Source organism: Neorhizobium sp. USDA 3394, from assembly GCF_056280385.1.
The window spans coordinates 3565314-3586097 of the sequence record NZ_JBWCDU010000001.1; the positions used below are offsets into that span (position 1 = coordinate 3565314).

Annotated in this window: 19 protein-coding genes; 15 read left to right on the forward strand and 4 right to left on the reverse strand. The window is 64.3% G+C overall.

The window, feature by feature from the left end:
- Positions 1-58 precede the first annotated feature (58 nt).
- From ACZ9EJ_RS17695 to ACZ9EJ_RS17705, 3 genes are read left to right on the forward strand one after another with little or no spacing between them, the layout of a single operon-like run.
- Positions 59-1945, forward strand: a complete 1887-nt coding sequence (locus ACZ9EJ_RS17695) for a DNA polymerase III subunit gamma/tau (RefSeq protein ID WP_046639617.1) — start codon at positions 59-61, stop codon at positions 1943-1945.
- Between the two features lie 18 nt (positions 1946-1963).
- A complete protein-coding gene (locus ACZ9EJ_RS17700; protein WP_046634145.1) occupies positions 1964-2287 on the forward strand; it encodes a YbaB/EbfC family nucleoid-associated protein in 324 nt (107 codons plus the stop codon).
- 30 nt (positions 2288-2317) lie between these two features.
- Positions 2318-2929 (forward strand): LysE family translocator, encoded by a 612-nt coding sequence (locus ACZ9EJ_RS17705; protein WP_046634147.1) that lies wholly within the window; start codon positions 2318-2320, stop codon positions 2927-2929.
- On the opposite strand, the gene ACZ9EJ_RS17710 is transcribed toward ACZ9EJ_RS17705, so the two are convergent.
- Positions 2926-3537, reverse strand: coding sequence for an MOSC domain-containing protein (locus ACZ9EJ_RS17710; protein ID WP_046639616.1), 612 nt, complete (start codon positions 3535-3537; stop codon positions 2926-2928). The genes ACZ9EJ_RS17705 and ACZ9EJ_RS17710 overlap by 4 nt on opposite strands.
- A gap of 52 nt (positions 3538-3589) precedes the next feature.
- Between ACZ9EJ_RS17710 and recR the strand changes: the two genes are divergently transcribed.
- Positions 3590-4195 (forward strand): recombination mediator RecR, encoded by a 606-nt coding sequence (gene recR, locus ACZ9EJ_RS17715; RefSeq protein WP_037080040.1) that lies wholly within the window; start codon positions 3590-3592, stop codon positions 4193-4195.
- 266 nt (positions 4196-4461) lie between these two features.
- A complete protein-coding gene (locus ACZ9EJ_RS17720; RefSeq protein ID WP_046639615.1) occupies positions 4462-5730 on the forward strand; it encodes a lytic murein transglycosylase in 1269 nt (422 codons plus the stop codon).
- Here ACZ9EJ_RS17720 and ACZ9EJ_RS17725 read toward each other — a convergent pair whose 3' ends face one another.
- Complete coding sequence (locus tag ACZ9EJ_RS17725; RefSeq protein ID WP_046639614.1) at positions 5731-7362, reverse strand: MFS transporter; 1632 nt, start codon at positions 7360-7362, stop codon at positions 5731-5733. It lies immediately after the preceding gene.
- Between the two features lie 241 nt (positions 7363-7603).
- Here ACZ9EJ_RS17725 and rimP point away from each other — a divergent pair, with 241 nt between their 5' ends.
- From rimP to ACZ9EJ_RS17775, 10 genes are all read left to right on the forward strand, one after another.
- Complete coding sequence (gene rimP / locus ACZ9EJ_RS17730) at positions 7604-8194, forward strand: ribosome maturation factor RimP (RefSeq protein ID WP_038592094.1); 591 nt, start codon at positions 7604-7606, stop codon at positions 8192-8194.
- Positions 8195-8260: 66 nt separating this feature from the next.
- Entirely contained in the window at positions 8261-9877 is a 1617-nt protein-coding gene (nusA, locus tag ACZ9EJ_RS17735) for a transcription termination factor NusA (protein ID WP_046639613.1), read from the forward strand.
- Entirely contained in the window at positions 9874-10578 is a 705-nt protein-coding gene (locus ACZ9EJ_RS17740; protein WP_046634159.1) for an RNA-binding protein, read from the forward strand. Before nusA ends, ACZ9EJ_RS17740 begins: the two co-directional genes overlap by 4 nt.
- 100 nt (positions 10579-10678) lie before the next feature.
- Positions 10679-13507, forward strand: coding sequence for a translation initiation factor IF-2 (infB, locus tag ACZ9EJ_RS17745; RefSeq protein WP_251090391.1), 2829 nt, complete (start codon positions 10679-10681; stop codon positions 13505-13507).
- Positions 13508-13651: 144 nt separating this feature from the next.
- Positions 13652-13966 carry a hypothetical protein gene (locus ACZ9EJ_RS17750; RefSeq protein WP_046641139.1) on the forward strand — a complete coding sequence of 105 codons (315 nt, stop codon included), beginning with the start codon at positions 13652-13654 and terminating at the stop codon, positions 13964-13966.
- A 134-nt stretch (positions 13967-14100) separates the two neighbouring features.
- Entirely contained in the window at positions 14101-14859 is a 759-nt protein-coding gene (gene kduD, locus ACZ9EJ_RS17755; RefSeq protein WP_046641140.1) for a 2-dehydro-3-deoxy-D-gluconate 5-dehydrogenase KduD, read from the forward strand.
- A gap of 293 nt (positions 14860-15152) precedes the next feature.
- A complete protein-coding gene (gene exbB / locus ACZ9EJ_RS17760; protein WP_046641218.1) occupies positions 15153-16295 on the forward strand; it encodes a tonB-system energizer ExbB in 1143 nt (380 codons plus the stop codon).
- A 6-nt stretch (positions 16296-16301) separates the two neighbouring features.
- Positions 16302-16799 (forward strand): TonB system transport protein ExbD, encoded by a 498-nt coding sequence (gene exbD / locus ACZ9EJ_RS17765; RefSeq protein ID WP_046641141.1) that lies wholly within the window; start codon positions 16302-16304, stop codon positions 16797-16799.
- Positions 16796-17785 (forward strand): cell envelope integrity protein TolA, encoded by a 990-nt coding sequence (tolA, locus tag ACZ9EJ_RS17770; RefSeq protein ID WP_046641142.1) that lies wholly within the window; start codon positions 16796-16798, stop codon positions 17783-17785. The genes exbD and tolA overlap by 4 nt, the downstream gene beginning before the upstream one ends.
- 51 nt (positions 17786-17836) lie before the next feature.
- Positions 17837-18826, forward strand: a complete 990-nt coding sequence (locus tag ACZ9EJ_RS17775) for an Ldh family oxidoreductase (protein ID WP_046641219.1) — start codon at positions 17837-17839, stop codon at positions 18824-18826.
- On the opposite strand, the gene ACZ9EJ_RS17780 is transcribed toward ACZ9EJ_RS17775, so the two are convergent.
- Positions 18823-20097 (reverse strand): ABC transporter permease, encoded by a 1275-nt coding sequence (locus tag ACZ9EJ_RS17780; RefSeq protein ID WP_046641143.1) that lies wholly within the window; start codon positions 20095-20097, stop codon positions 18823-18825. The two genes, ACZ9EJ_RS17775 and ACZ9EJ_RS17780, sit on opposite strands and share 4 nt — an antisense overlap.
- On the reverse strand, positions 20094-20783 hold the full coding sequence (locus ACZ9EJ_RS17785) for an ABC transporter ATP-binding protein (protein WP_046641220.1): 690 nt from the start codon (positions 20781-20783) through the stop codon (positions 20094-20096). Before ACZ9EJ_RS17785 ends, ACZ9EJ_RS17780 begins: the two co-directional genes overlap by 4 nt.
- Between the last annotated feature and the right edge of the window lies 1 nt (position 20784).

Consider the following 20784-nt stretch of genomic DNA (forward strand, 5'->3'; position numbering starts at 1 on the left):
GCTTCCGGCCCGGTCAAGACCGTGCTCAGGATTGGCCCGCGCAGGCTGGCAGGACTGAATGAGCGATACCGGGCCCACATCTTCAAGCACCTCCGCCGCCAATCCCGCCGCAGGCAGCGGGTACCGCGTGCTCGCCCGCAAATACCGCCCCAAGGATTTCTCGGACCTGATGGTCGGCCAGGAGCCGATGGTCCGCACGCTGACCAACGCGTTCGAGACCGGCCGCATCGCCCAGGCCTATATGCTGACCGGCGTTCGCGGAGTCGGCAAGACGACGACCGCCCGTATCCTCGCCCGTGCGCTGAACTACCGGACGACTGACATCGACAAACCGACAATCGACCTCAGGATACCCGGCGAACACTGCCAGGCGATCATGGAAGGCCGGCATGTCGACGTGATCGAGATGGACGCCGCCTCCCATACCGGCATCGACGATATAAGAGAGATCATCGAGCAGGTGCGCTACCGCCCGGTCTCGGCGCGTTACAAAGTCTACATCATCGACGAAGTGCACATGCTCTCGACACAGGCCTTCAACGGCCTGTTGAAGACGCTCGAAGAGCCGCCGGAACATGTGAAATTCATCTTCGCGACGACCGAGATCCGCAAAGTTCCGATCACCGTGCTGTCGCGCTGCCAGCGATTCGACCTGCGCCGCATCAGCGCCGCCGATCTTGTTGGGCTGTTCACGACGATCCTCGATAAGGAAGGCATTCCGGCCGAGCAGGAGGCGCTCGCGATGATCGCCCGTGCCGCCGAAGGTTCGGCGCGCGACGGCCTGTCGCTGCTCGACCAGGCGATTGCGCATGGCGGCGGCAGTGTGGTTGCCGAAACGGTACGCGGCATGCTGGGGCTTGCCGACCGAGCGCGCATCGTCGACCTCTTCGAGCACATCGTGCGCGGCGACGTGACGGCGGCGCTTTCGGAATTCACGGCGCAATACGAGGCCGGCGCCAATCCGGTCGTGGTGTTGACCGACCTTGCCGATTTCACCCATCTGACCACCCGTTTCAAATATATCCCGGACGCCGCCAACGATCCTTCGATCAGCGAAGTGGAGCGCGTGCGCGGCCGGGAATTTGCGGACGGCGTGGCGGTCAGCACCCTGTCGCGCATCTGGCAGATGCTCTTGAAGGGCATTCCGGAAGCGGAAAACTCCTCGCGCCCGGCGGGTGCGGCCGAAATGGTGCTGATCCGGCTGACGCATGCGGCCCACCTTCCCTCGCCGGAAGATGCCGCCCGCAGGCTTGCCGATTTCTCCAATGGCGACGGCCAGCGGGCGCCGGTTCCGAACGGCAATGGCGGTGGGCGTCCCGTTTCGCCGCCGCAGTCGCCGGTCAATGCGCGCGGCACCGAGATGTCGGCCCCGCGCATTCCGGCCGGTGGGCCGACCGCCATGCTGCAGGCCGTGCCGAACACCATGCCGCGGGAAATCCCCGTCGGCCGCGTGGAAGAACAGCCGGCTGAAAAGCCGGTGCCGAAGGTTGCGGTCAATTCGATATCGGATATCGCCGATCTCTGCTCCAAGAACCGCGATCCGCGGCTGAAGGCGCTGTTGCGCAACTTCGTGCGGTTGGTGAAGATCGAGCCCGGCCGGCTGGAGATCAACCTTTCCGGCGACGCGCCGAAGACCATTGCCGGCGACTTGAAGGCGCGGCTGGAGGAATGGACCGGGATTACCTGGTGGGTGACGCTCAGCAACGAGGCCGGAGAGCCGACCCTGGTCGAATCCGAAAAGAGCGTGCGGGAAGCGCAGTTCACGGACGCCCGCGCCGATCCGGACGTGGCGGCGATCCTCGCCCAGTTCCCCGGCGCCCGGATCACCGACGTACGTATCCGCGTGACGGAAGAGGATGAGAGCGAGACCGAGGACCTGCCGGCGCCGGCGACCGCGGAATCCGAAGAGGGCGACATCCTGCCCGGCGACGACATCGAGCTATAAGAGAAGAGGACGAGACAGATGCGCGACATCATGGGCATGATGGGCAAGGTCAAGGAAATGCAGGCCAAGATGGAGCAGATGCAGGCGGAAATCGCCGCTCTCGACGTCGAAGGCACATCCGGCGGCGGGCTGGTGACCGTGCGTCTCAACGGCAAGGGCGAGATGCTCGGCCTCAAGATCGATCCGTCCTTGTTCAAGGAAGACGATGTCGAGATCCTCGAAGACCTGATCGTCGCCGCCCACAAGGCCGCCAAGGAGCGCGCCGAGGCGATCGCCGCCGAAAAGACCAAGGAACTGACCGCCGGCCTGCCGATCCCTCCCGGCTTCAAGATGCCGTTCTGATCCTGGGTCTGACGGAATAGGGAGGGTCCCATGACGTTGACGTCACTTCTGGTTTTCGCAGCGGCACTTTTCGTCGCTGCAGGTTCGCCCGGTCCCAGCATAGCTGCGCTCGTGGCGCGCGTTCTATCCAAGGGGTATCGCGACGTATTGCCGTTTCTCGCGGCGATGTGGGTCGGCGAGGCCATATGGCTTTCGTTTGCGGTCGCAGGCCTTGCCGCCATTGCGGAGAGCTTCCATGCCGTCTTCGTGGCCATCAAGTGGATCGGCGTCGCCTACCTCCTCTATCTCGCATGGAAGATGTGGTTCACCGAGCCTGCCGGCTCAGGCGAAGAGCTTCCGGAAAATCGCTCCGTGCTCAAGATGTTTTTCGCCGGCCTCACCGTGACTCTCGGCAACCCGAAGATCATGATGTTCTATGTGGCGCTGCTGCCTTCGATCATCGATCTCGGCGGCGTGACACTGACCGGCTGGCTGGAACTGGTCGCCGCGATGTTCCTGGTGCTCGTGGTCGTCGACCTAGCTTGGGTGCTGCTTGCCGCCAAGGCCCGTCAGTTTCTGAAGAGCCCCCGGGCCGTGAGGATCGCAAACCGGGTTTCGGCCGGGGCGATGGCCAGTGCGGCAGCGGCGATCGCGACCCGCTAGGTCTCGAATGTCGGCCGCCAACGGTGGCCGATGGGTGCGGCCAGGAAGCGGGCTCTTTCGGTTTCCGAGAGTTTCCTGCCGACGGCCGCCAGCATTTCCGCGATCATGACGCGCTCGCCGGTATAAAGTTCGCGGCGGATGAGATCGCCGGCGGAAACCATGCCAGGGGTGACAACGCGGCAATAGATGCCGGGGCGGCCAGCTTTGGTATAGGTCTTCAGGAACTTCGGATCGTCCATTTTCACCGCAAGCGTGTTGCAGGGAGAGCGGGCGCACGTCGCCTCAAGCACGACTTCGCCTATATGAAAACGGTCGCCGACGGCGACGTCGCGGTTGTCGAGGCCTTCGATGATCAGGTTTTCGCCGAATGCGCCGGGCGGAAGATCACGGCCGAGTTCGGCCGCCCACCAGTCCAGTGTCAGCGTGCCCTCGAGCAGGATCGCCTGATCCTCGCCACCGTGGTGCTTGGCATTGCAGACCGCATCCCCGACGAGGCCGAGCCTGTCGATCAAAACGGCGGCATTGACGGCCGACTTGTAGATGCCGGTCTTGAAGCTCTTGCCCTGGAGCCTTTCCGGATGGCCGAGGCAGATGGCGAGAAGTTTCATGAGCGGTCCTTCCGCGATTCCGTTTTTCAAGCATATGGGCTAAAGGGAGAACATGGCAAAGCGAGTCACCGGCCCCGAAATCGAAAAACTCATCCAGCTTCTGGCAAAAGTCCCGGGCCTCGGGCCACGTTCGGCGCGACGGGCAGCGCTGCATCTCATCAAGAAGAAGGAACAGCTGCTCGGGCCGCTTTCGAGCGCGATGGGCGAAGCCTATGACAAGGTGAAGATCTGCTCGCGCTGCGGCAATGTCGATACCGTCGATCCCTGCACCGTCTGCACCGATATCCGCCGTGACCAGACGATGCTGATCGTCGTCGAAGACGTCTCCGACCTCTGGGCGCTTGAGCGGACGGGCGCGATGAACACCGCTTATCACGTGCTCGGCGGCACGCTCTCGCCGCTCGACGGCATCGGCCCCGACGACCTCAACATCCGCGGACTGATCGACCGGGTGAACGAGGGCGTCATCCGCGAGATCATCATCGCCGTCAACGCGACCGTCGAGGGGCAGACCACGGCACATTATATCACCGACCAGCTGTCCGGCATCGACGTGAAGATCACAAGGCTGGCGCATGGTGTACCGGTTGGCGGGGAGCTGGACTATCTCGACGAGGGCACACTGACGGCGGCGCTCCGGGCGCGGACGGCGATTTAGAGGAAGCATTGAGTATGTGGAGACGTATCCCATCTACCTCGCTGGTTGGAGCCTTGATGAGGATAACGTTGAGCAAGTTCGCCCCCCTCTGCCCTGCCGGGCATCTCCCCCTCAAGGGGGGAGATCGGCCAGAGGCACGCCCTTCGCTTCCTCCTAAGAATCCTGCGCCGGCCTCCATCAGGCTGCGCATGCCGCAATTCTTCCGATCGCTTGCTGTGATTTGGGCAGAACGTCACCCCCATCCGATCTCCCCCCTTGAGGGGGAGATGTCCGGCAGGACAGAGGGGGGTGCCTCCAGGCGAGTCCTCGCATTGGTTTTCGCCATATTCACAACCCTTCTCCCCCTCCCCGCTCTCGCGCAGAACCGTCCCGACGTCGAAAAGCAGTTCCAGCGATGGATCGCCGGCGATCTGGGGCCGGTGGCCAGGAAGTCGGGGATTTCCGAGAGGACGCTGAAAACCGCCTTCCAGGGCGTGACGCTGAACTGGGACCTGCCGGACCTGGTGCCGCCGGGGTCAACGCCGCCGAAGCAGCAGGACCAGAGCCAGGCGGAGTTTTCCTCTCCCGGCGCCTATTTTTCCGAAAAGCGGCTGCAGGGACTGGCCGCCACCGGCCGCGGGCTGGCGGAGACCTATTCGGCGACGCTGAAGAAGATCGAGGCAGCCTATGGCGTGCCGGGCGAGATCGTCGTTGCCATCTGGGGCCGTGAATCCGGTTTCGGCAAGGCGCGGATGCCCTATTCGGCCGTGCAGGTTCTGGCAACCAAGGCCTTCATGTCGACCCGGAAGGACATGTTCCGCGAGGAACTGATCGCAGCACTGAAAATGATCGAACGGGGCGATGTCGATGCGGCGACGATGAAGGGTTCCTGGGCGGGCGCGCTCGGCCAGCCGCAGTTCATGCCGTCGAGCTACCTCAAATATGCCGTCGACTTCGATGGTGACGGCCGTCCCGACATCTGGAATTCGGTGCCGGATGCGCTCGCCTCGATTGCCCACTACCTGCAGAAGGAAGGCTGGCAACGCGGCCGCGACTGGGGGTTCGAAGTGACGATCCCCGCAAAGGTCTCCTGCGCGCAGGAGGGGCCGGATCTCGCCAAGCCCATCTCGGCCTGGGCGGCGACCGGCATCGCCCGCATTTCCGGCAAGGCCTTTCCCGCGGCCGACCTCAAGGCGGACGGCATGATGCTGGTGCCGGCAGGGCGCAACGGACCGGAATTCGTCGTCACGCCGAATTTCTACGTGATCAAGGAATATAACAACTCGGATCTCTATGCGCTGTTCATCGGCAATCTCGCCGATCGGATCGCCTCCGGCGGGGGTCCGTTCCAGGCACCCTGGGGCGATGTCGGCAAGATGCTGCGCTCCGACGTCCTCGCCATGCAGAAGGCGCTGGTCGCCAAGGGCTACGATGTCGGCAATGTCGACGGCCTGCCGGGCTACAAGACCCGGCGTGCGCTCGGCGACTGGCAGGCGAAGAACGGGCTTGCTCCAACGTGTTTTCCCGATCCGTCGCTCAAGGGGAAGATCCGGTAGTCAGTGGTGCAGGTCGGGCGGCGACTTGTGGAAAATGTCGTCGCTCGGCGGGATCGTCTGGCGCTCGATCAACCGGTGGACTCGGGGGCCTTCTTCGCCGCGATGAAGAGTGCGGATCGCGTCCCAGACCTCGGCATCCGCCTGGGTGCGACGCTGGTTGTGGCGCACGTAATCGGCCCAGGTGGCGGTATGATAGGTCTCCGTCCAGATCTCCGGATGTTCCAGATCGCGCATCAGCGCCCACTGTCGTGCACCATCGCGGATGCGAATACGGCGTCGCTGCGACATCAGCGCCAGGAATTCCGGCACGTCTTCATCGGCGATGGTGTAGTCCACCAGGGAGACGATCGGTCCGCTGCGCGGCTGCAGGTCGAGGCTCAGCATCGGCACGTTGAAGCGGTTGAGCGGGTCTAGATTGGCATCGCTGAACTGCGGCAGCGGCAAGCGCATGCCGACCAGAGCGCCCAGCAACATGACCAGGCTCGACAGCGTCAGGGCAATCGAGACGCCGAACGTATCTGACAGGATACCCCACACCCAGCTGCCGCCGGCAATGCCACCGAAGGTCGCGGTCTGGTAGAAGGAAAGCGCACGGGCGACCACCCATCGCGGCGTCGACAGCTGCACCGTCGTATTGAACAGCGACAATGCCAGCACCCAGCAGGCGCCGGGCACGAGCAGGACGACCGCGGTCAGCAGCGTGCTTGAACTCATCGCGATGATCGCGGCGCTCGCAGCAAAACCCAGAAACGACAGGCGGACGATCGACTCGCTCGACAGCTTTTCGCGCAGGCGCGAATTGCCCATGGCACCGGCGATCGCGCCGACGCCGAAGGCGCCGAGCATGATGCCGTAGGTCAACGGGCCGCCGGAAACGAGATCGCGCGCGACGATCGGCAGAAGCGCCAGGACGGCACTTGCCGAAAGACCGAAGATGAGGCCGCGGAACAGCACGTTGAGAATGTTCGGCGACATGAGGACATAGCCGAGACCGGCCGAAAGCGCCCGCATAAGCGTCTCGCGCGGCAGCGCATTGTCGCGGCCTTCCGGTTTCCAGCGCATCAAGGCATAGATCAGAGCGAAATAGCTCATGGAATTGACAGCAAACGCGGCGGCGGCGCCCGCAGCCGCAACGATCGCCCCGCCGATCGCGGGGCCGACGCTGCGGGTGATGTTGAAACCGACGCTGTTGATCGTCACCGCCGCCGGCAGAACCTCGCGGGGAACCATGTCGCCCACCGACGCCTGCCAGGCGGGATTGTTGAGCGCCACGCCGCAGCCGAGCAGAAAGGTGAATGCCAAAAGCAGCCAGGGCGTCAGGAGGTCGAGATAGGCAAACAGCGTCAACGTCAACGACACGACCAGCATGAAGAACTGCGCGGTCAGCATCAGGGTGCGGCGGTTGACGTTATCGGCCAGCGCGCCCGCGATCAACGAAAAGAGCATGATCGGCAACGCCGTCGAAGCCTGGACCAGCGCGACCATGTCCTCGGAATCGGTGATCGAGGTCATCATCCACGCCGCGCCGACCGCCTGGATCAGGCTGCCGAAATTGGAGGCGAGGCTGGCGATCCAGATCGTTCTGAAGGTTTGGTGCCTGAAGGGAGCCAGGGTCGATATCCGATCGGGCACTTTGTCCTCGTTCTTTCGTGCGTCGTACCAAACGGTTATAGACGCGGCAGAGGCAAATTCCAGTCGCTGTAGCCCCAGAATATGCGACTCTTGCATTCGGGGGGCTGAAAGCGTATATGCACCCCATATTCTTGATCGTCCGATGAAGAGTGGGCCCCACCGGACCCGCTCTTTTTTGTTAGGCGATCACTGTAACCCAGACATTGGGCCCAGCTATGGGGCAATGATTGCCGGAGAGCTTATGCCGCAAACCGAATACGAGCCGCGGCTCATCATCGAGACCGGGCTTGACCTGAGGGTCGCCGAGATCATCGAGCCAGTCCTGACCGCCATGGACTATCGCCTGGTGCGTGTGAGGATGCTGAACCAGAACGGCGCGACGCTGCAGATCATGGCCGAGCGCAACGACGGCACCATGGACGTCGAGGGCTGCGAAGCCGTATCCGTGGCAATTTCACCGGTCCTGGATGTGGAAGATCCCATCGATCGGGAGTATCATCTGGAAGTGTCCTCGCCGGGCATCGACCGCCCGATGGTCCGCAAGTCGGATTTTACCCGCTGGCTGAACCATCTGGTCAAATGCGAAACGTCGATCATGATCGACAATCGCAAGCGGTTCCGCGGCAGGATCACCGAAAGCGATGCGGACGGCTTCACGATCGAGCGGGATCAGGTCGCCTATGGCGAGGAACCACGGGTAACGATCCCGTTTTCGGCACTGGCCGAGGCAAAGCTCATTCTGACCGACGATCTGATCCGCGACGCGCTTCGGGCCGACAAGCTCGCCAAGGCGCAGGCCGCGAACCAGAACGAAGAAGCAGAAGACGAATAAACCGAACAGAGACTTGTGCCTTTCCCAGGAAGGGCCTCATCGTTTGACCTACGGAGACCAACGACAATGGCAGTGAGTGCGAACCGGCTTGAACTTCTGCAGATCGCGGATGCAGTGGCGCGCGAAAAGGTCATCGACCGCGAGATCGTGCTGGCTGCGATGGCCGACGCCATCCAGAAGGCTGCCCGCTCCCGCTACGGCTCGGAAACCAATATCCGCGCCGACATCAATTCCAAGACCGGCGAAATCCGGCTCCAGCGCCTGCTGGAAGTCGTCGATCACGCCGAAGACTACGGCACGCAGATCCCGCTGGCACTTGCGCTCGACCGCAACGTTGATGCCAAGATCGGCGACTTCATCGCCGATCCGCTGCCGCCGATGGATTTCGGCCGCATCGCCGCCCAGTCGGCCAAGCAGGTCATCGTCCAGAAGGTGCGCGAAGCCGAGCGTGACCGCCAGTTCGACGAGTTCAAGGATCGCGTCGGCGAAATCATCAACGGCACCGTCAAGCGCGTCGAATACGGCAATGTCATCGTCGACCTTGGTCGCGGCGAAGGCATCATCCGCCGCGACGAGATGATCCCGCGCGAGAACATGCGTTATGGCGATCGTGTGCGCGCATACGTCTATGATGTCCGTCGCGAACAGCGCGGCCCGCAGATCTTCCTGTCGCGTACCCATCCGCAGTTCATGGTGAAGCTGTTCACGATGGAAGTGCCGGAAATCTACGACGGCATCATCCAGATCAAGTCGGTCGCCCGCGATCCGGGTTCGCGCGCCAAGATCGCCGTCATCTCGAACGATAGCTCGATCGATCCGGTCGGCGCCTGCGTCGGTATGCGCGGTTCGCGCGTCCAGGCGGTCGTCGGCGAATTGCAGGGCGAGAAGATCGACATCATTCCGTGGTCTCAGGACCCGGCGTCGTTCATCGTCAACGCGCTGCAGCCGGCCGAAGTCGCCAAGGTGGTTCTCGACGAGGATGCCGAGCGGATCGAAGTCGTGGTTCCGGACGAGCAGCTGTCGCTCGCCATCGGCCGCCGCGGCCAGAACGTCCGCCTCGCGTCGCAGCTGACCGGCTGGGACATCGACATCATGACGGAAGCCGAAGAGTCGGAGCGTCGCCAGAAGGAATTCAACGAGCGCACGAACCTCTTCATGGACGCGCTCGACGTCGACGAAATGGTCGGCCAGGTGCTGGCCTCTGAGGGCTTTGCCCAGGTCGAGGAACTGGCTTACGTCGATCTCGACGAAATCTCCTCGATCGACGGTTTCGACGAAGACACCGCCAGCGAGATCCAGACCCGCGCCCGCGAATACCTGGAGCGGATCGAAAGCGAGATGGATGCCAAGCGCAAGGAACTCGGCGTCGAGGACGAACTGCGCCAGATCAACGGCCTGAACGCCCAGATGCTCGTCGCGCTTGGCGAAGACGGCATCAAGACGATCGAGGACTTTGCCGGTTGCGCGGCCGACGACCTCGTTGGCTGGAGCGAACGCAAGGACGGCGTGACGAAGAAGTTCGAGGGCCTGTTCTCGAAGTTCGACGTATCCCGCGTCGAGGCTGAAAACATGATCGTCCAGGCTCGCCTCGCCGCAGGCTGGATCACCGAGGAAGATCTCGCAAAGGGTGCCGCCGAGCCGGAAGCTGAAGCGGAGGAGGCGGACGCCGTTGAGCAGGAATGATCCCGCTCGCGAATGAGCCGGACGAGAACGACGACGGACGTGTCGATGATGACCTGGGCGAGATCGTCGTGAACGACCGGACCTGCATCGTCACCCGCGAGGCGGGATCACCGGAAACGCTGATCCGCTTCGTGGCTGGCCCGAATGGCCAGGTCGTGCCCGACCTGAAGCGTCAGCTTCCGGGCCGTGGCTGCTGGATCAAGGCTGAACGGTCGCTCGTCGACCGGGCGGTCCAGAAAAAGCTTTTCGCCCGTGCCCTCAAGACAGAGGCGAAGGCGGATGCGGATCTCGGCGCGCTGGTGGACCGCCTGCTCGCCGCCGATCTCGTCGGCATGATGAACATGGCACGCAAGGCGAGCCAGTTCGTCACCGGCGCTACGAAGGTGGATGCCGCCGTGCGCTCCGGCGCGGCGCTCGCAGTGTTCCATGCGGCCGATGCGGCCGCCGATGGGGTGAGGAAAATAGACCAGGCCCGCAAGGCCTGGAAGCTCGGTTCGAATACCGGGGAAGACATTCCGTCCTTTTCGCTCTTTACGAGCGCGGAATTGGACGAAGTGATGGGCCAGAATGCTTTTATCCATGCTTGCGCGCTTGCAGGGCAGGCGGGTGAGGGTGTAGTGAAGCGCGCAACCATGCTCGAAAGGTACCGCGATGTCGGTCAATCCGGAGCAGATGGCGGCGCTGGCCAGCGAAAACTATGACGCGGTCACCGGCTGAAGCCGGCCGCCATTTTGGATGTACGGATTAAACGACGGGTTCTGATGGCTTCCATCCGTTCCTGTCCGAAGGAACAGGAACGGAATGACCGACAACAAAGACGACAAGACACTGGGCGTAAAGAAGACCCTTACACTGAAGCCATCGGGGATGAGCCAGGGTACCGTCCGCCAGGACATGGGTCGCGGCCGCACCAAGGCGGTCGTCGTCGAGACAGTGAAGCGGCGGCCGACCCGGCCGCTCGATGAGAAGCCTGCAATCACGCCTGCAGCAGCCCCGGCGCCTGCGCCGCGGGTGGTAGAGGCCGTTGCGCAGCAGCCGGTCGTCGCTCCCCAGCGTCCGCCCCAGCCGCAAGCGGCTGCTCCTGCAGCGCGCGTCCATCAGCCGGGTGCTCAGAACCAGCGGCCGCAACAGCCGCAGCACGGCCAGCGCCCGCCGCAATCCAATCAATCGCAGCGCCCGCAGCAGTCCGGTCAGCCGCAGCGCCCGCAATCCAGCCAGCCGCAGCGTCCGCAGCAACGGCAGGGCGGTGCCGTATTGCACGATCTCTCCGCCGGAGAGATGGAAGCCCGTCGCCGCGCGCTGATGGAAGCGCAGGCCCGCGAAGTCATCGAGGCAAAGCAGCGCGCTGAAGACGAGGAACGCCGCAAGGTCGAGGAAGAACGCCGCAAGATCGAGGAAGCCGCCGAGGCTGCCCGCCGCGCTGCCGAACCCAAGGTCGAGCCGGTGGAAGCCGCCCCGGCCGAGGCTCCTGCCGTCGCACCCGCGGTTGCCGAAAAGCCCGTCGAACGCGCCGCCACCGGAGCCCCTGCGGCCCGTCCGGGCGAAGCACGTCCCCAGGCTCCCCGGCCTGCAGCTCCCGGCGCCGCACCTGCGGCACTGCCGGTTGCCGGCCGCCGCAAGGGCGCTGACGAAGAAGACGAAGATCGCGGCCCGCCGCGTGGCGCACCCGGCCGTGGCCGCGTGCCCGTCGCTGCTCCTGCCAAGGTTCCGGCCCGCCCGAAGACCGAGGACGAACGCCGCCGCGGCAAGCTGACGGTGACCACGGTCAGCACGGACGACGACGGCAATGCCCGTGGCCGTTCGATGGCCGCAACCCGCCGCCGGCAGGAAAAGTTCCGCCGCAGCCAGATGCAGGAAACGCGCGAAAAGGTCATGCGCGAAGTCATCCTGCCTGAAACCATCACCATCCAGGAACTGTCGCAGCGCATGTCCGAACGCGCCGTCGACGTCATCAAGTACCTGATGAAGGAAGGCCAGATGATGAAGCCGGGCGACGTCATCGACGCCGACCTCGCCGAAATCATCGCAGGCGAATTCGGCCATACCGTCAAGCGCGTCTCGGAATCCGACGTCGAAGAAGGCATCTTCAACGTTGCCGACGACGTAGGCGAAATGGTTTCCCGCCCGCCGGTCGTCACCATCATGGGTCACGTCGACCACGGCAAGACCTCGCTGCTCGACGCCATCCGCCATGCGAACGTGGTCTCCGGCGAAGCCGGTGGCATCACCCAGCATATCGGTGCCTATCAGGTCGAACAGAACGGCCAGAAGATCACCTTCATCGACACCCCCGGCCACGCCGCCTTTACGGCCATGCGTGCCCGTGGTGCGCAGGCGACGGATATCGCGATCCTGGTGGTCGCGGCCGACGACAGCGTGATGCCGCAGACGATCGAGTCCATCAACCACGCCAAGGCGGCCGGTGTTCCGATCATCGTGGCGATCAACAAGATCGACAAGCACGAAGCCAAGCCGGACAAGGTCCGCCAGCAGCTCCTGCAGCATGAAGTCTTCGTTGAATCTCTGGGCGGTGAAGTGCTCGACGTCGAGGTTTCGGCAAAGAACAAGACGAACCTCGACAAGCTGCTCGAAGCCGTGCTGCTGCAGGCCGAAATCCTCGACCTGAAGGCCGACCCGAGCCGTACGGCGGAAGGTACCGTCATCGAAGCCCAGCTCGACCGCGGCCGCGGTGCGGTTGCGACCGTGCTGGTCCAGAAGGGTACGCTGAAGCCGGGCCAGATCATCGTCGCCGGCGATCAGTGGGGCCGCGTTCGCGCGCTCGTCACCGACAAGGGCGACCACGTCAAGGAAGCCGGGCCGGCGACCCCGGTCGAAGTGCTCGGTCTTTCCGGCACGCCGGCTGCAGGCGACAAGTTCGCAGTCGTCGAAAACGAAAGCCGCGCTCGCGAGATTTCCGAATATCGCCAGCGTCTTGCCCGCGACAAGGCGGCTGCCCGCCAGTCCGGTCAGCGCGGTTCGCTCGAACAGATGATGAGCAAGCTGCAGGATACCGGCTTCAAGGAATTCCCGCTGGTCATCAAGGGTGACGTGCAGGGTTCGATCGAAGCGATCATCGCCTCGCTTGACAAGCTCGGCACCGACGAAGTCCGTGCCCGCATCGTTCACTCAGGCGCCGGCGCGATCACGGAATCGGATATCTCGCTTGCCGAGGCTTCCAACGCTGCGATCATCGGCTTCAACGTCCGCGCCAACACCCAGGCCCGTGCCGCAGCCGAGCGCTCCGGCATCGAGATTCGCTACTACAACATCATCTACGATCTGGTGGATGACGTGAAGCAGGCGATGTCGGGCCTTCTCTCGCCGGAACGCCGCGAAACCTTCATCGGCAATGCCGAGATCCTGGAAGTGTTCAACATTACCAAGGTCGGCAAGGTCGCAGGTTGCCGCGTCGTCGAAGGCAAGGTCGAGCGTGGAGCCGGCGTCCGCCTTATCCGCGACAACGTCGTTGTCCACGAAGGCAAGCTCAAGACGCTCAAGCGCTTCAAGGACGAAGTCGGCGAAGTGCCGATGGGTCAGGAGTGCGGCATGGCCTTCGAGAACTACGAAGACATGCGCGTCGGCGATACGATCGAATGCTTCCGCGTGGAGCATATCACGCGCACGCTGTGACCTCCGGCGACAAGCCTCAGCAATTTCAGGAGCCGTCCGTGAGTTTCACGGACGTCTCCTGGCATTTTGACTACGTGCTTTCCGATGCGGAACTCGGGAAGGGCATCGATCTTGTCGTGCCATTTCGAGAGGCGGCAGAAGCTGATGGGATTGCTGGGGTTTTACGATGCCCTGGCAAAGAGGTTCCGGAAGACGGGCCCTTCCCCGCTTATCGTTTCGGAAAAGCGCGAGATTCGCTCCATAAAGGCGGAATTCGGGCCCGACATCGTCCGGGCGCAGGGCGACGGCCTGCTGATCGAACTGGATCCGAAACGGCTCAGGAAGTTGATAACGCTGGGCAACTGGCTGGTTCTTTTCTACGACGGCGGGCATCTGCTTTTGCCTCGGCGAATTTTTCCCGACGCTACAACAGCCGAACGTTACATCAGTTATGTTCGTGGCCTGATACGCCGCCGATAGCGCGCCGTGGATCCAGCGCTTATCCCGCTTTCGACGTCGACTTCTGACGTGGCAAAAATTTTCAGCTTCTATCGGAGAGTTCGCGACGGTAAGCATCTACCTTATCCGCATTTTCAGTTTCCGAGGAGGACAACATGCCGATTTCATTCGACCTGACAGGCAAGACGGCGATCGTCACCGGCGCCAATACAGGCCTCGGCCAGGCGATATCCGTGGCGCTGGCGCAGGCCGGCGCGGATGTGGCGCTGGTTGGCCGCTCCTCGATGGCCGAGACGGAAGCCGCGGTCAGCGCGGCGGGTGGGCGTAGCCTGGCCATCCAGGCGGACCTTTCGAGCCTAGAACCGGTCGATCGGGTCATCAGCGAAACGGTCGCATGGACCGGGCGTGCCGACATCCTCGTCAACAATGCCGGGATCATCCGCCGGGCCGACGCGATCGACTTCACCGAGGCCGATTGGGATGCGGTGATGGACGTCAACCTGAAGACCGTGTTCTTCCTCTCCCAGGCGTTCGCACGCCGGCTGATCACCGAGGGCAAGGGCGGCAAGATCGTCAATATCGCCTCGCTGCTCTCCTTCCAGGGCGGCATCCGCATCCCTTCCTATACGGCCTCGAAGAGCGGTCTTGCCGGCCTGACCAGATTGCTCGCCTGCGAATGGGCGGGCAAGGGCATCAACGTCAACGCCATCGCGCCCGGCTATTTCTCGACCAACAATACTGAGGCGCTGCGCAACGATCCGGACCGCAATGCGGCAATCCTCAGCCGTATTCCAGCCGGACACTGGGGCCGGCCGGAAGAACTCGGCGGAGCCGCGGTATTCCTCGCTTCGCCGGCATCCGACTATGTGCATGGCGTTGTGCTGCCGGTCGATGGCGGCTGGCTGGCGCGTTAAGCGCGTCCAACCGCACGGTTCTCCGGGCAAGGAGCGCTCATCCCATGCGCGAACGGGGCAATTGCCCCGACACGCATAAATTTGATCGGCATCCCGCAGATTTATTAGTTGCCATTTCTACTCATGTTTATTATCCGGTAGCTGCAACATCGCGAACCCGGCGGCAGTGGCCGGCGGCGTTCCGATGTCCCGTTTCCGTCATCGCCGACCAGCGCCTCCAAGGCGCCTTCCGCGATGCCGAATAGTCCGGAGTATCGCCTGCCATGCCTGCTGCCCTGAAGCCCGCCTTTTCGATGCGCCAGCCAATCAGGAGCCGGTTCCCGATCGTTCTCGCGGCCGTGGTGTTGACGGCTTCGACGGTGATGGCGCAGGCGCCTGCACCGGATGCGTCGACGCAAACACCGCCCTTGCCGCAGGCGACCTCACCTTCCAGCACACAGCCGACGCAGGCCGCTCCCGCTCCCGCCGCGCAGGCAGCGCCGACAACCTCCCGCACGGCACCGAACGAGCCGGCAGCCGCACCGTCCGCCGCGCAGCCGACCAATCCCGCTGCCCCTCAGCCGGAAGCCTCTGCTGCGCAGCCCGCCATTCCGACGCAAGCGCCGCCGAGCAACAGCGCCCAGCCCGCGCCAAGCAGCCCGGCCCAGGCACCGGCGGCGCGCCAGCCCATCGACATGTTCACGCAGTTCCTGGAGCCTGAACAGCGTTCGGACCTGCCGCATAACCTTTCGCCCTGGGGCATGTTCATGGCGGCCGACTGGGTCGTCAAGGGCGTGATGATCGGGCTTGCCTTCGCCTCGCTCGTCACCTGGACGGTCTGGCTCGCAAAGACGCTGGAGCTTGCGGGCGCACGTACCCGCGCCGCGCGCACGCTGAAGGTCATCCGCACCTCCCGCACGCTTTCGGAAGCCGTCGGCGCCGCCGGTGGCCGCGGCGGTCCCGCCGCGCTGATGCTGCGATCCGCGGCAGAAGAAATGCAGCTCTCCGAGGCCGCAATCGACCATGCCCATGGCGACGGCGTGAAGGAGCGGGTCGGATCGGCGCTTTCCCGCATCGAGGCCTATGCCGGCCGGCGCATGTCGCGCGGCACCGGCGCGCTTGCGACGATCGGCTCCACCGCCCCGTTCGTGGGGCTGTTCGGCACCGTCTGGGGCATCATGAACGCCTTCATCGGCATTTCGGAATCGCAGACCACCAACCTCGCCGTCGTCGCGCCCGGTATCGCCGAAGCGCTGCTGGCGACCGCAATCGGCCTCGTTGCGGCCATTCCGGCGGTTGTCATCTACAACGTCTTCGCGCGCTCCATCACCGGCTACCGCCAGCTGCTGGCGGATGCCGCAGCAGGTGTGGAACGGCTGGTGAGCCGCGACCTCGATTTCCGCAAGGTTCCTCCGGGCGGCCGCAAGGCGCCGGTGTCGCTGGTGGCAGGGGGCTGATCAACCATGGCCGGCGGCATCCGCGAACAGCACGGCGACGAGCTTTCCGAAAACCACGAGATCAACGTGACGCCGTTCATCGACGTCATGCTGGTGCTGCTGATCATCTTCATGGTGGCGGCGCCGCTGGCAACCGTCGACGTCAATGTCGATCTTCCCGCCTCGACCGCAAAGCCGGCGGAACGGCCTGAAGAACCGCTCTACCTGACGGTCAAGGAAGACCTCAGCCTCAATATCGGCAATGACGCCGTGCAGCGCGAGCAGCTTGCCGCGACCCTGGACCGTGTCACGGAAGGCAAGAAGGACACCCGCGTTTTCCTGCGTGCCGACAAGGCGGTCGACTACGGCCAGTTCATGGAGGTCATGAACCTGCTGCGCGATTCCGGCTACCTCAAGATCGCGCTGGTCGGGCTTGAAACGCTGCCGGCACCGGCCGCTCCCGCGCCTGCTGGCAACGCTCCTGCGGCCGCACCCGCCGTACCGGCAACCGGAGGCAATCCATGAGCCTCGTCGTCTCGCAGGCAGGTCCGGGCGGACGCGTCGGCGAGCTGGCGCTGTGGGGCGCTGCCGGACTGCTGATGCTGACGGTGCATTTCGGCGCCGCGGCCTATCTGATGCGCGAACAGCCGGAAGTCCTCGCCGAGAACGCCCCGCCGGCGGCAATCATGATCGAGCTCGCGCCGGAGCCGGAATCTGCCAATACCGAGGAAGAACAGATCTCTCCTGAGATGCAGGAGCAGGAGCAGGTGGTGAGCGAGCAGACCCAGCCGGTCGAGGAACCGCAGCCGGAGCCCGTTGCCGAACCCGTCGAGCAGCCGGTCGAACCGCCGCCGCAGGAAGTCGCCGAACCGGTGGAGCCCGAACCGGTGCAGCCGCCCATGGTGGAACCGCTGCCGGAGCCGGAGCCCCAGGTTACCGAAACCATCCCCGAACCGCCGCCGGAACCGATCGAGGAGATCAAGCCGGTCGACGAACAGATGACGGCGGCGCTCGAAAATGTCGAAGTGCCGTTGCCGGCAATGCGGCCTCTGCCTCCGCCGGTCGCGGAAAAGCCGCCGGAACAGCCGAAAAAGCCGGAGCCCAGAAAGGAGCCGGTGACGAAGGTCCAGAAGCCGAAGCCACAGCAGCAGCAGGCCCGGCCGGACATGGCCGAGGCAAAGATACAGGCCAGGCAATCGGACCGCACCGCCGCCAGCCAGAATTCCACGAGCCTCTTCTCTTCGTCGGTCTCGCCGCAGCAGTGGATGACGCGTGTGCGGACAAAGATTGCTCGATACGCCCGCAAATGCCCCGGCAACGGAACTGGCGTCGTGACGGTCCGTTTCAGCTTCGACGGCGGCGGCAATATCAGCAACGTGGCGGTCGCGGGATCGTCGGGCAACTCGTCTATCGATGACTATGTCGCATCGGCTGTCCGACGCGCTTCGCCCATCCCTGCTCCGCCCTCCGGTGTTGCAAGTTCACTCAGCCAGCCGGTAAAGTGCGAATAACCGCTTGATTTCCTCGCGGTGTTCGCCCGTGAACTCACCTGGATCTCCTGCATGCATATTACTTTGAGTGAAGCCGAGACGCTGGTACAGGGCGTATTCGAAGCCAATGGCGTTCTCCCCAAAACCGCCCGTTCCGTCGCCCATGCCCTCGTGCATGCGGAAGCGGCCGGGCAATACGGTCATGGCCTCCGCCGTGTTCCCGCCTATATCGGCCAGACCCGCACCGGCAAGGTGGATGGCAAGGCGAAGGCCATCGCCACCCGGCCGCGTCCGGCCGTGCTTGTCGTCGATGCGGCGCTCGGTTACGCCTACCCGGCCTTCGATCTCGCGGTGGCCGAGCTTCCGAAGATCGCCCGGGAACAGGGTATCGCGCTTGGCGCCATCCATCGGTCGCATCATGCCGGCGTGATGGCGCTGACCGTGGAGCGGTTTGCCGAGCAGGGCCTCGTGGCGCTGATGTTTGCCAATGCGCCGGCCTCCATGGCCGCGTGGGGCGGCAGGAAGCGGCTGTTCGGCACCAATCCGATCGCCTTCGCGACGCCGGTCGCCGGCGAGGATCCTCTGGTCATCGATCTCGCACTTTCCACCGTCGCGGCCGGCAAGATCATGGCGGCGCGGCAGAAGGGCGAGAGCATTCCCGAAGGTTGGGCCTTCGATGCCGACGGCAAGCCGACCACCGATCCGCACGCGGCCCACAAGGGCCTGATGGCGCCCTCGGGCGGCGCCAAGGGAGCGGCGCTGGCCCTGATGGTGGAAGTTCTCTCGGCGGGCCTCACGGGATCGAACTTCTCCTACGAGGCAAGCTCGTTCATGGACGAAAAAGGGCCGCCGCCATCGGTCGGTCAGACGCTGATCGTCATCGATCCTTCCGCGAGCACGGCTTCGACGGCCGAGCGGATCGCCGAACTGGCTCATGAGATGGCCTCCGAAGAGGGCGTGCGCCTGCCCGGGCGGCGCGGCCAGAACGCGCGTCGGAAGGCGATCGAGCAGGGGCTGGACGTCGAAGACGAAGTGATCGCCGCGATCAAGGCGCTGGCTTAGGCCCGGAGCGCCGCCGCCGGCGATTGACGGTAGGCGAGGATGGCCGGCACGGCGGACAAGACCGCCGATGCACCAAGCAGGATCAGCGCCATGCGCCAATCTTCGCCGGTAAAACCGACCGGCAGGATGATGCCGCTCTTAACGGTGAAGGCATTGGCGATCAGCCGGGCGGCGGCAAGGCCGGTCAGGAAGCCGAGGCCGATGCCGGCAGCCACCAGCAGGAAGAGTTCGAGCCAGACAATCGCGAAAACCGAGAGCCGCGGCGCGCCGAAAGCCCGCAGCGCGCCGATCTGGCGCCGACGCTGGCCGATATGGGTGACGGTGACCAGAACCAGGGCAGCAGCCACCAGCCCTTGAGAGCCGGCTGCGACGGCGCTCAAAACCATCCTGGCATCCCCGAGCGTGGCATAGAGGCTGGTGAGAACCTCGCCCGGGAAAACCGCCAGCGTATTGCCGTTGCGGTATTCCTGGCGGAGCTTGTAGGCATCGGCAATCGTCTTCGGCTTAACGAGGACTGCCGGAAGCCCTGGCGCATCGGCTGTGAAATTCTCGTCGATCGGCGCATCGGCATCGATGGCGCCGTGATGATCGTGATCCTCGTCGGGGTGGTCAGCCGCAGCGACCTCGCCTTCGTGGTGCTGTTCTTCCTCTTCATGCCCATGATCGCGGCCGAGGCCATGGACGTGCCAGACCGCCTGGATCGGCACGAGAATGGCGCGGTCCCAGGGCGTGCCCGTCGGCGGCAGTTTGCCGGTCACGTGATATACCACGCCCGCATGGGTCTCGCCGCCCATCTGCGCCGTGCCGTGCATCGGCTTGATTTCGGCACCGACCGGCAGCTTCACGGCCGCGCCGACCACCGCCTCGCCCTCTTTCTCGAACATGCGGCCCTCGGCAAAGCCGGAAACGGTGCTTCCGATCAGTGCGCGGGTGGTGCCGACCAAAGGGTAGCCGGCAAAGGAATCCCCGAAGCCGACCGGCGCCACCCAGGCAACCCGCGGATCCTTCGAGAGTTTTGCCAGCACCTCGCCCGGCATCAGCGGCAGCGGCGCCGGCTGCAGAAAGATCGAGGAGAGCACGAGTTGGGTTTCGCTGCCCGCCGCGCCGATGACCAGATCGAACTTGTCTGCGGCGCGGGCACTGCCGAGCCGCAAGGCGCGCTCCTGCAGCGTGACGGTGACGCCGAGCGCGGTGGCAAGCGTCACGAGAAGCACGACGACGACGGCGCCGGCCCAGAGACGGCGCAGATCGGCGAGGATAAAACGGATCATGCGGCCACCTCTTCGCGCAGGTCATCTGCGACGATGCGGCCGGCGCTGAGCGTGATGCGGCGATCCAGACGATCGATCAGCCGCTGGTCATGGGAGACGACGATCAGCATGCTTTTCGCCTCTGCCGCCATGTCGAGAAGCAACCGGCCGACGGTCTCGCCCGCTTCCACATCAAGGCTGGCGGTCGGTTCGTCGGCAACGATCACACCCGGCTTGCGCAGGACCGCGCGGGCAATCGCAACGCGCTGCATCTCGCCGCGCGACATGGTCTCGATCTTCTGGTCCGGGCGGGAAAGCCCAACGCTTTCGAGGAGATCGTGCGCGCGGGCGATCAGCGCCCTATCGGAGACCCGCGCCAGCCGCGCCGGCAGAAGCACGTTCTCGACGGCTGAGAGGCCAGGAAAGAGATGAAAATCCTGCATGACGAGGCCGACATGTTCGGCCCGCCAGCGGTCGCGCGCCGTTTCGGAAAGCCGGGTTATGTCTTCACCGCTCCAGACGACCTTTCCGGAGGTCGGGCGTTCGAGCCCGGTAATGAGATTGATGAACGTGCTCTTGCCGGAGCCTGAACCGCCGGTGACGGCAACGCGCTCGCCGGCTGTGATCGCCAGGAAGTCGACCAGTAAAACCGGGCTGCCGAGGCCGGGGAACGATTTTCCCAGACTGTCCAAATGCAGGGAAAGCATG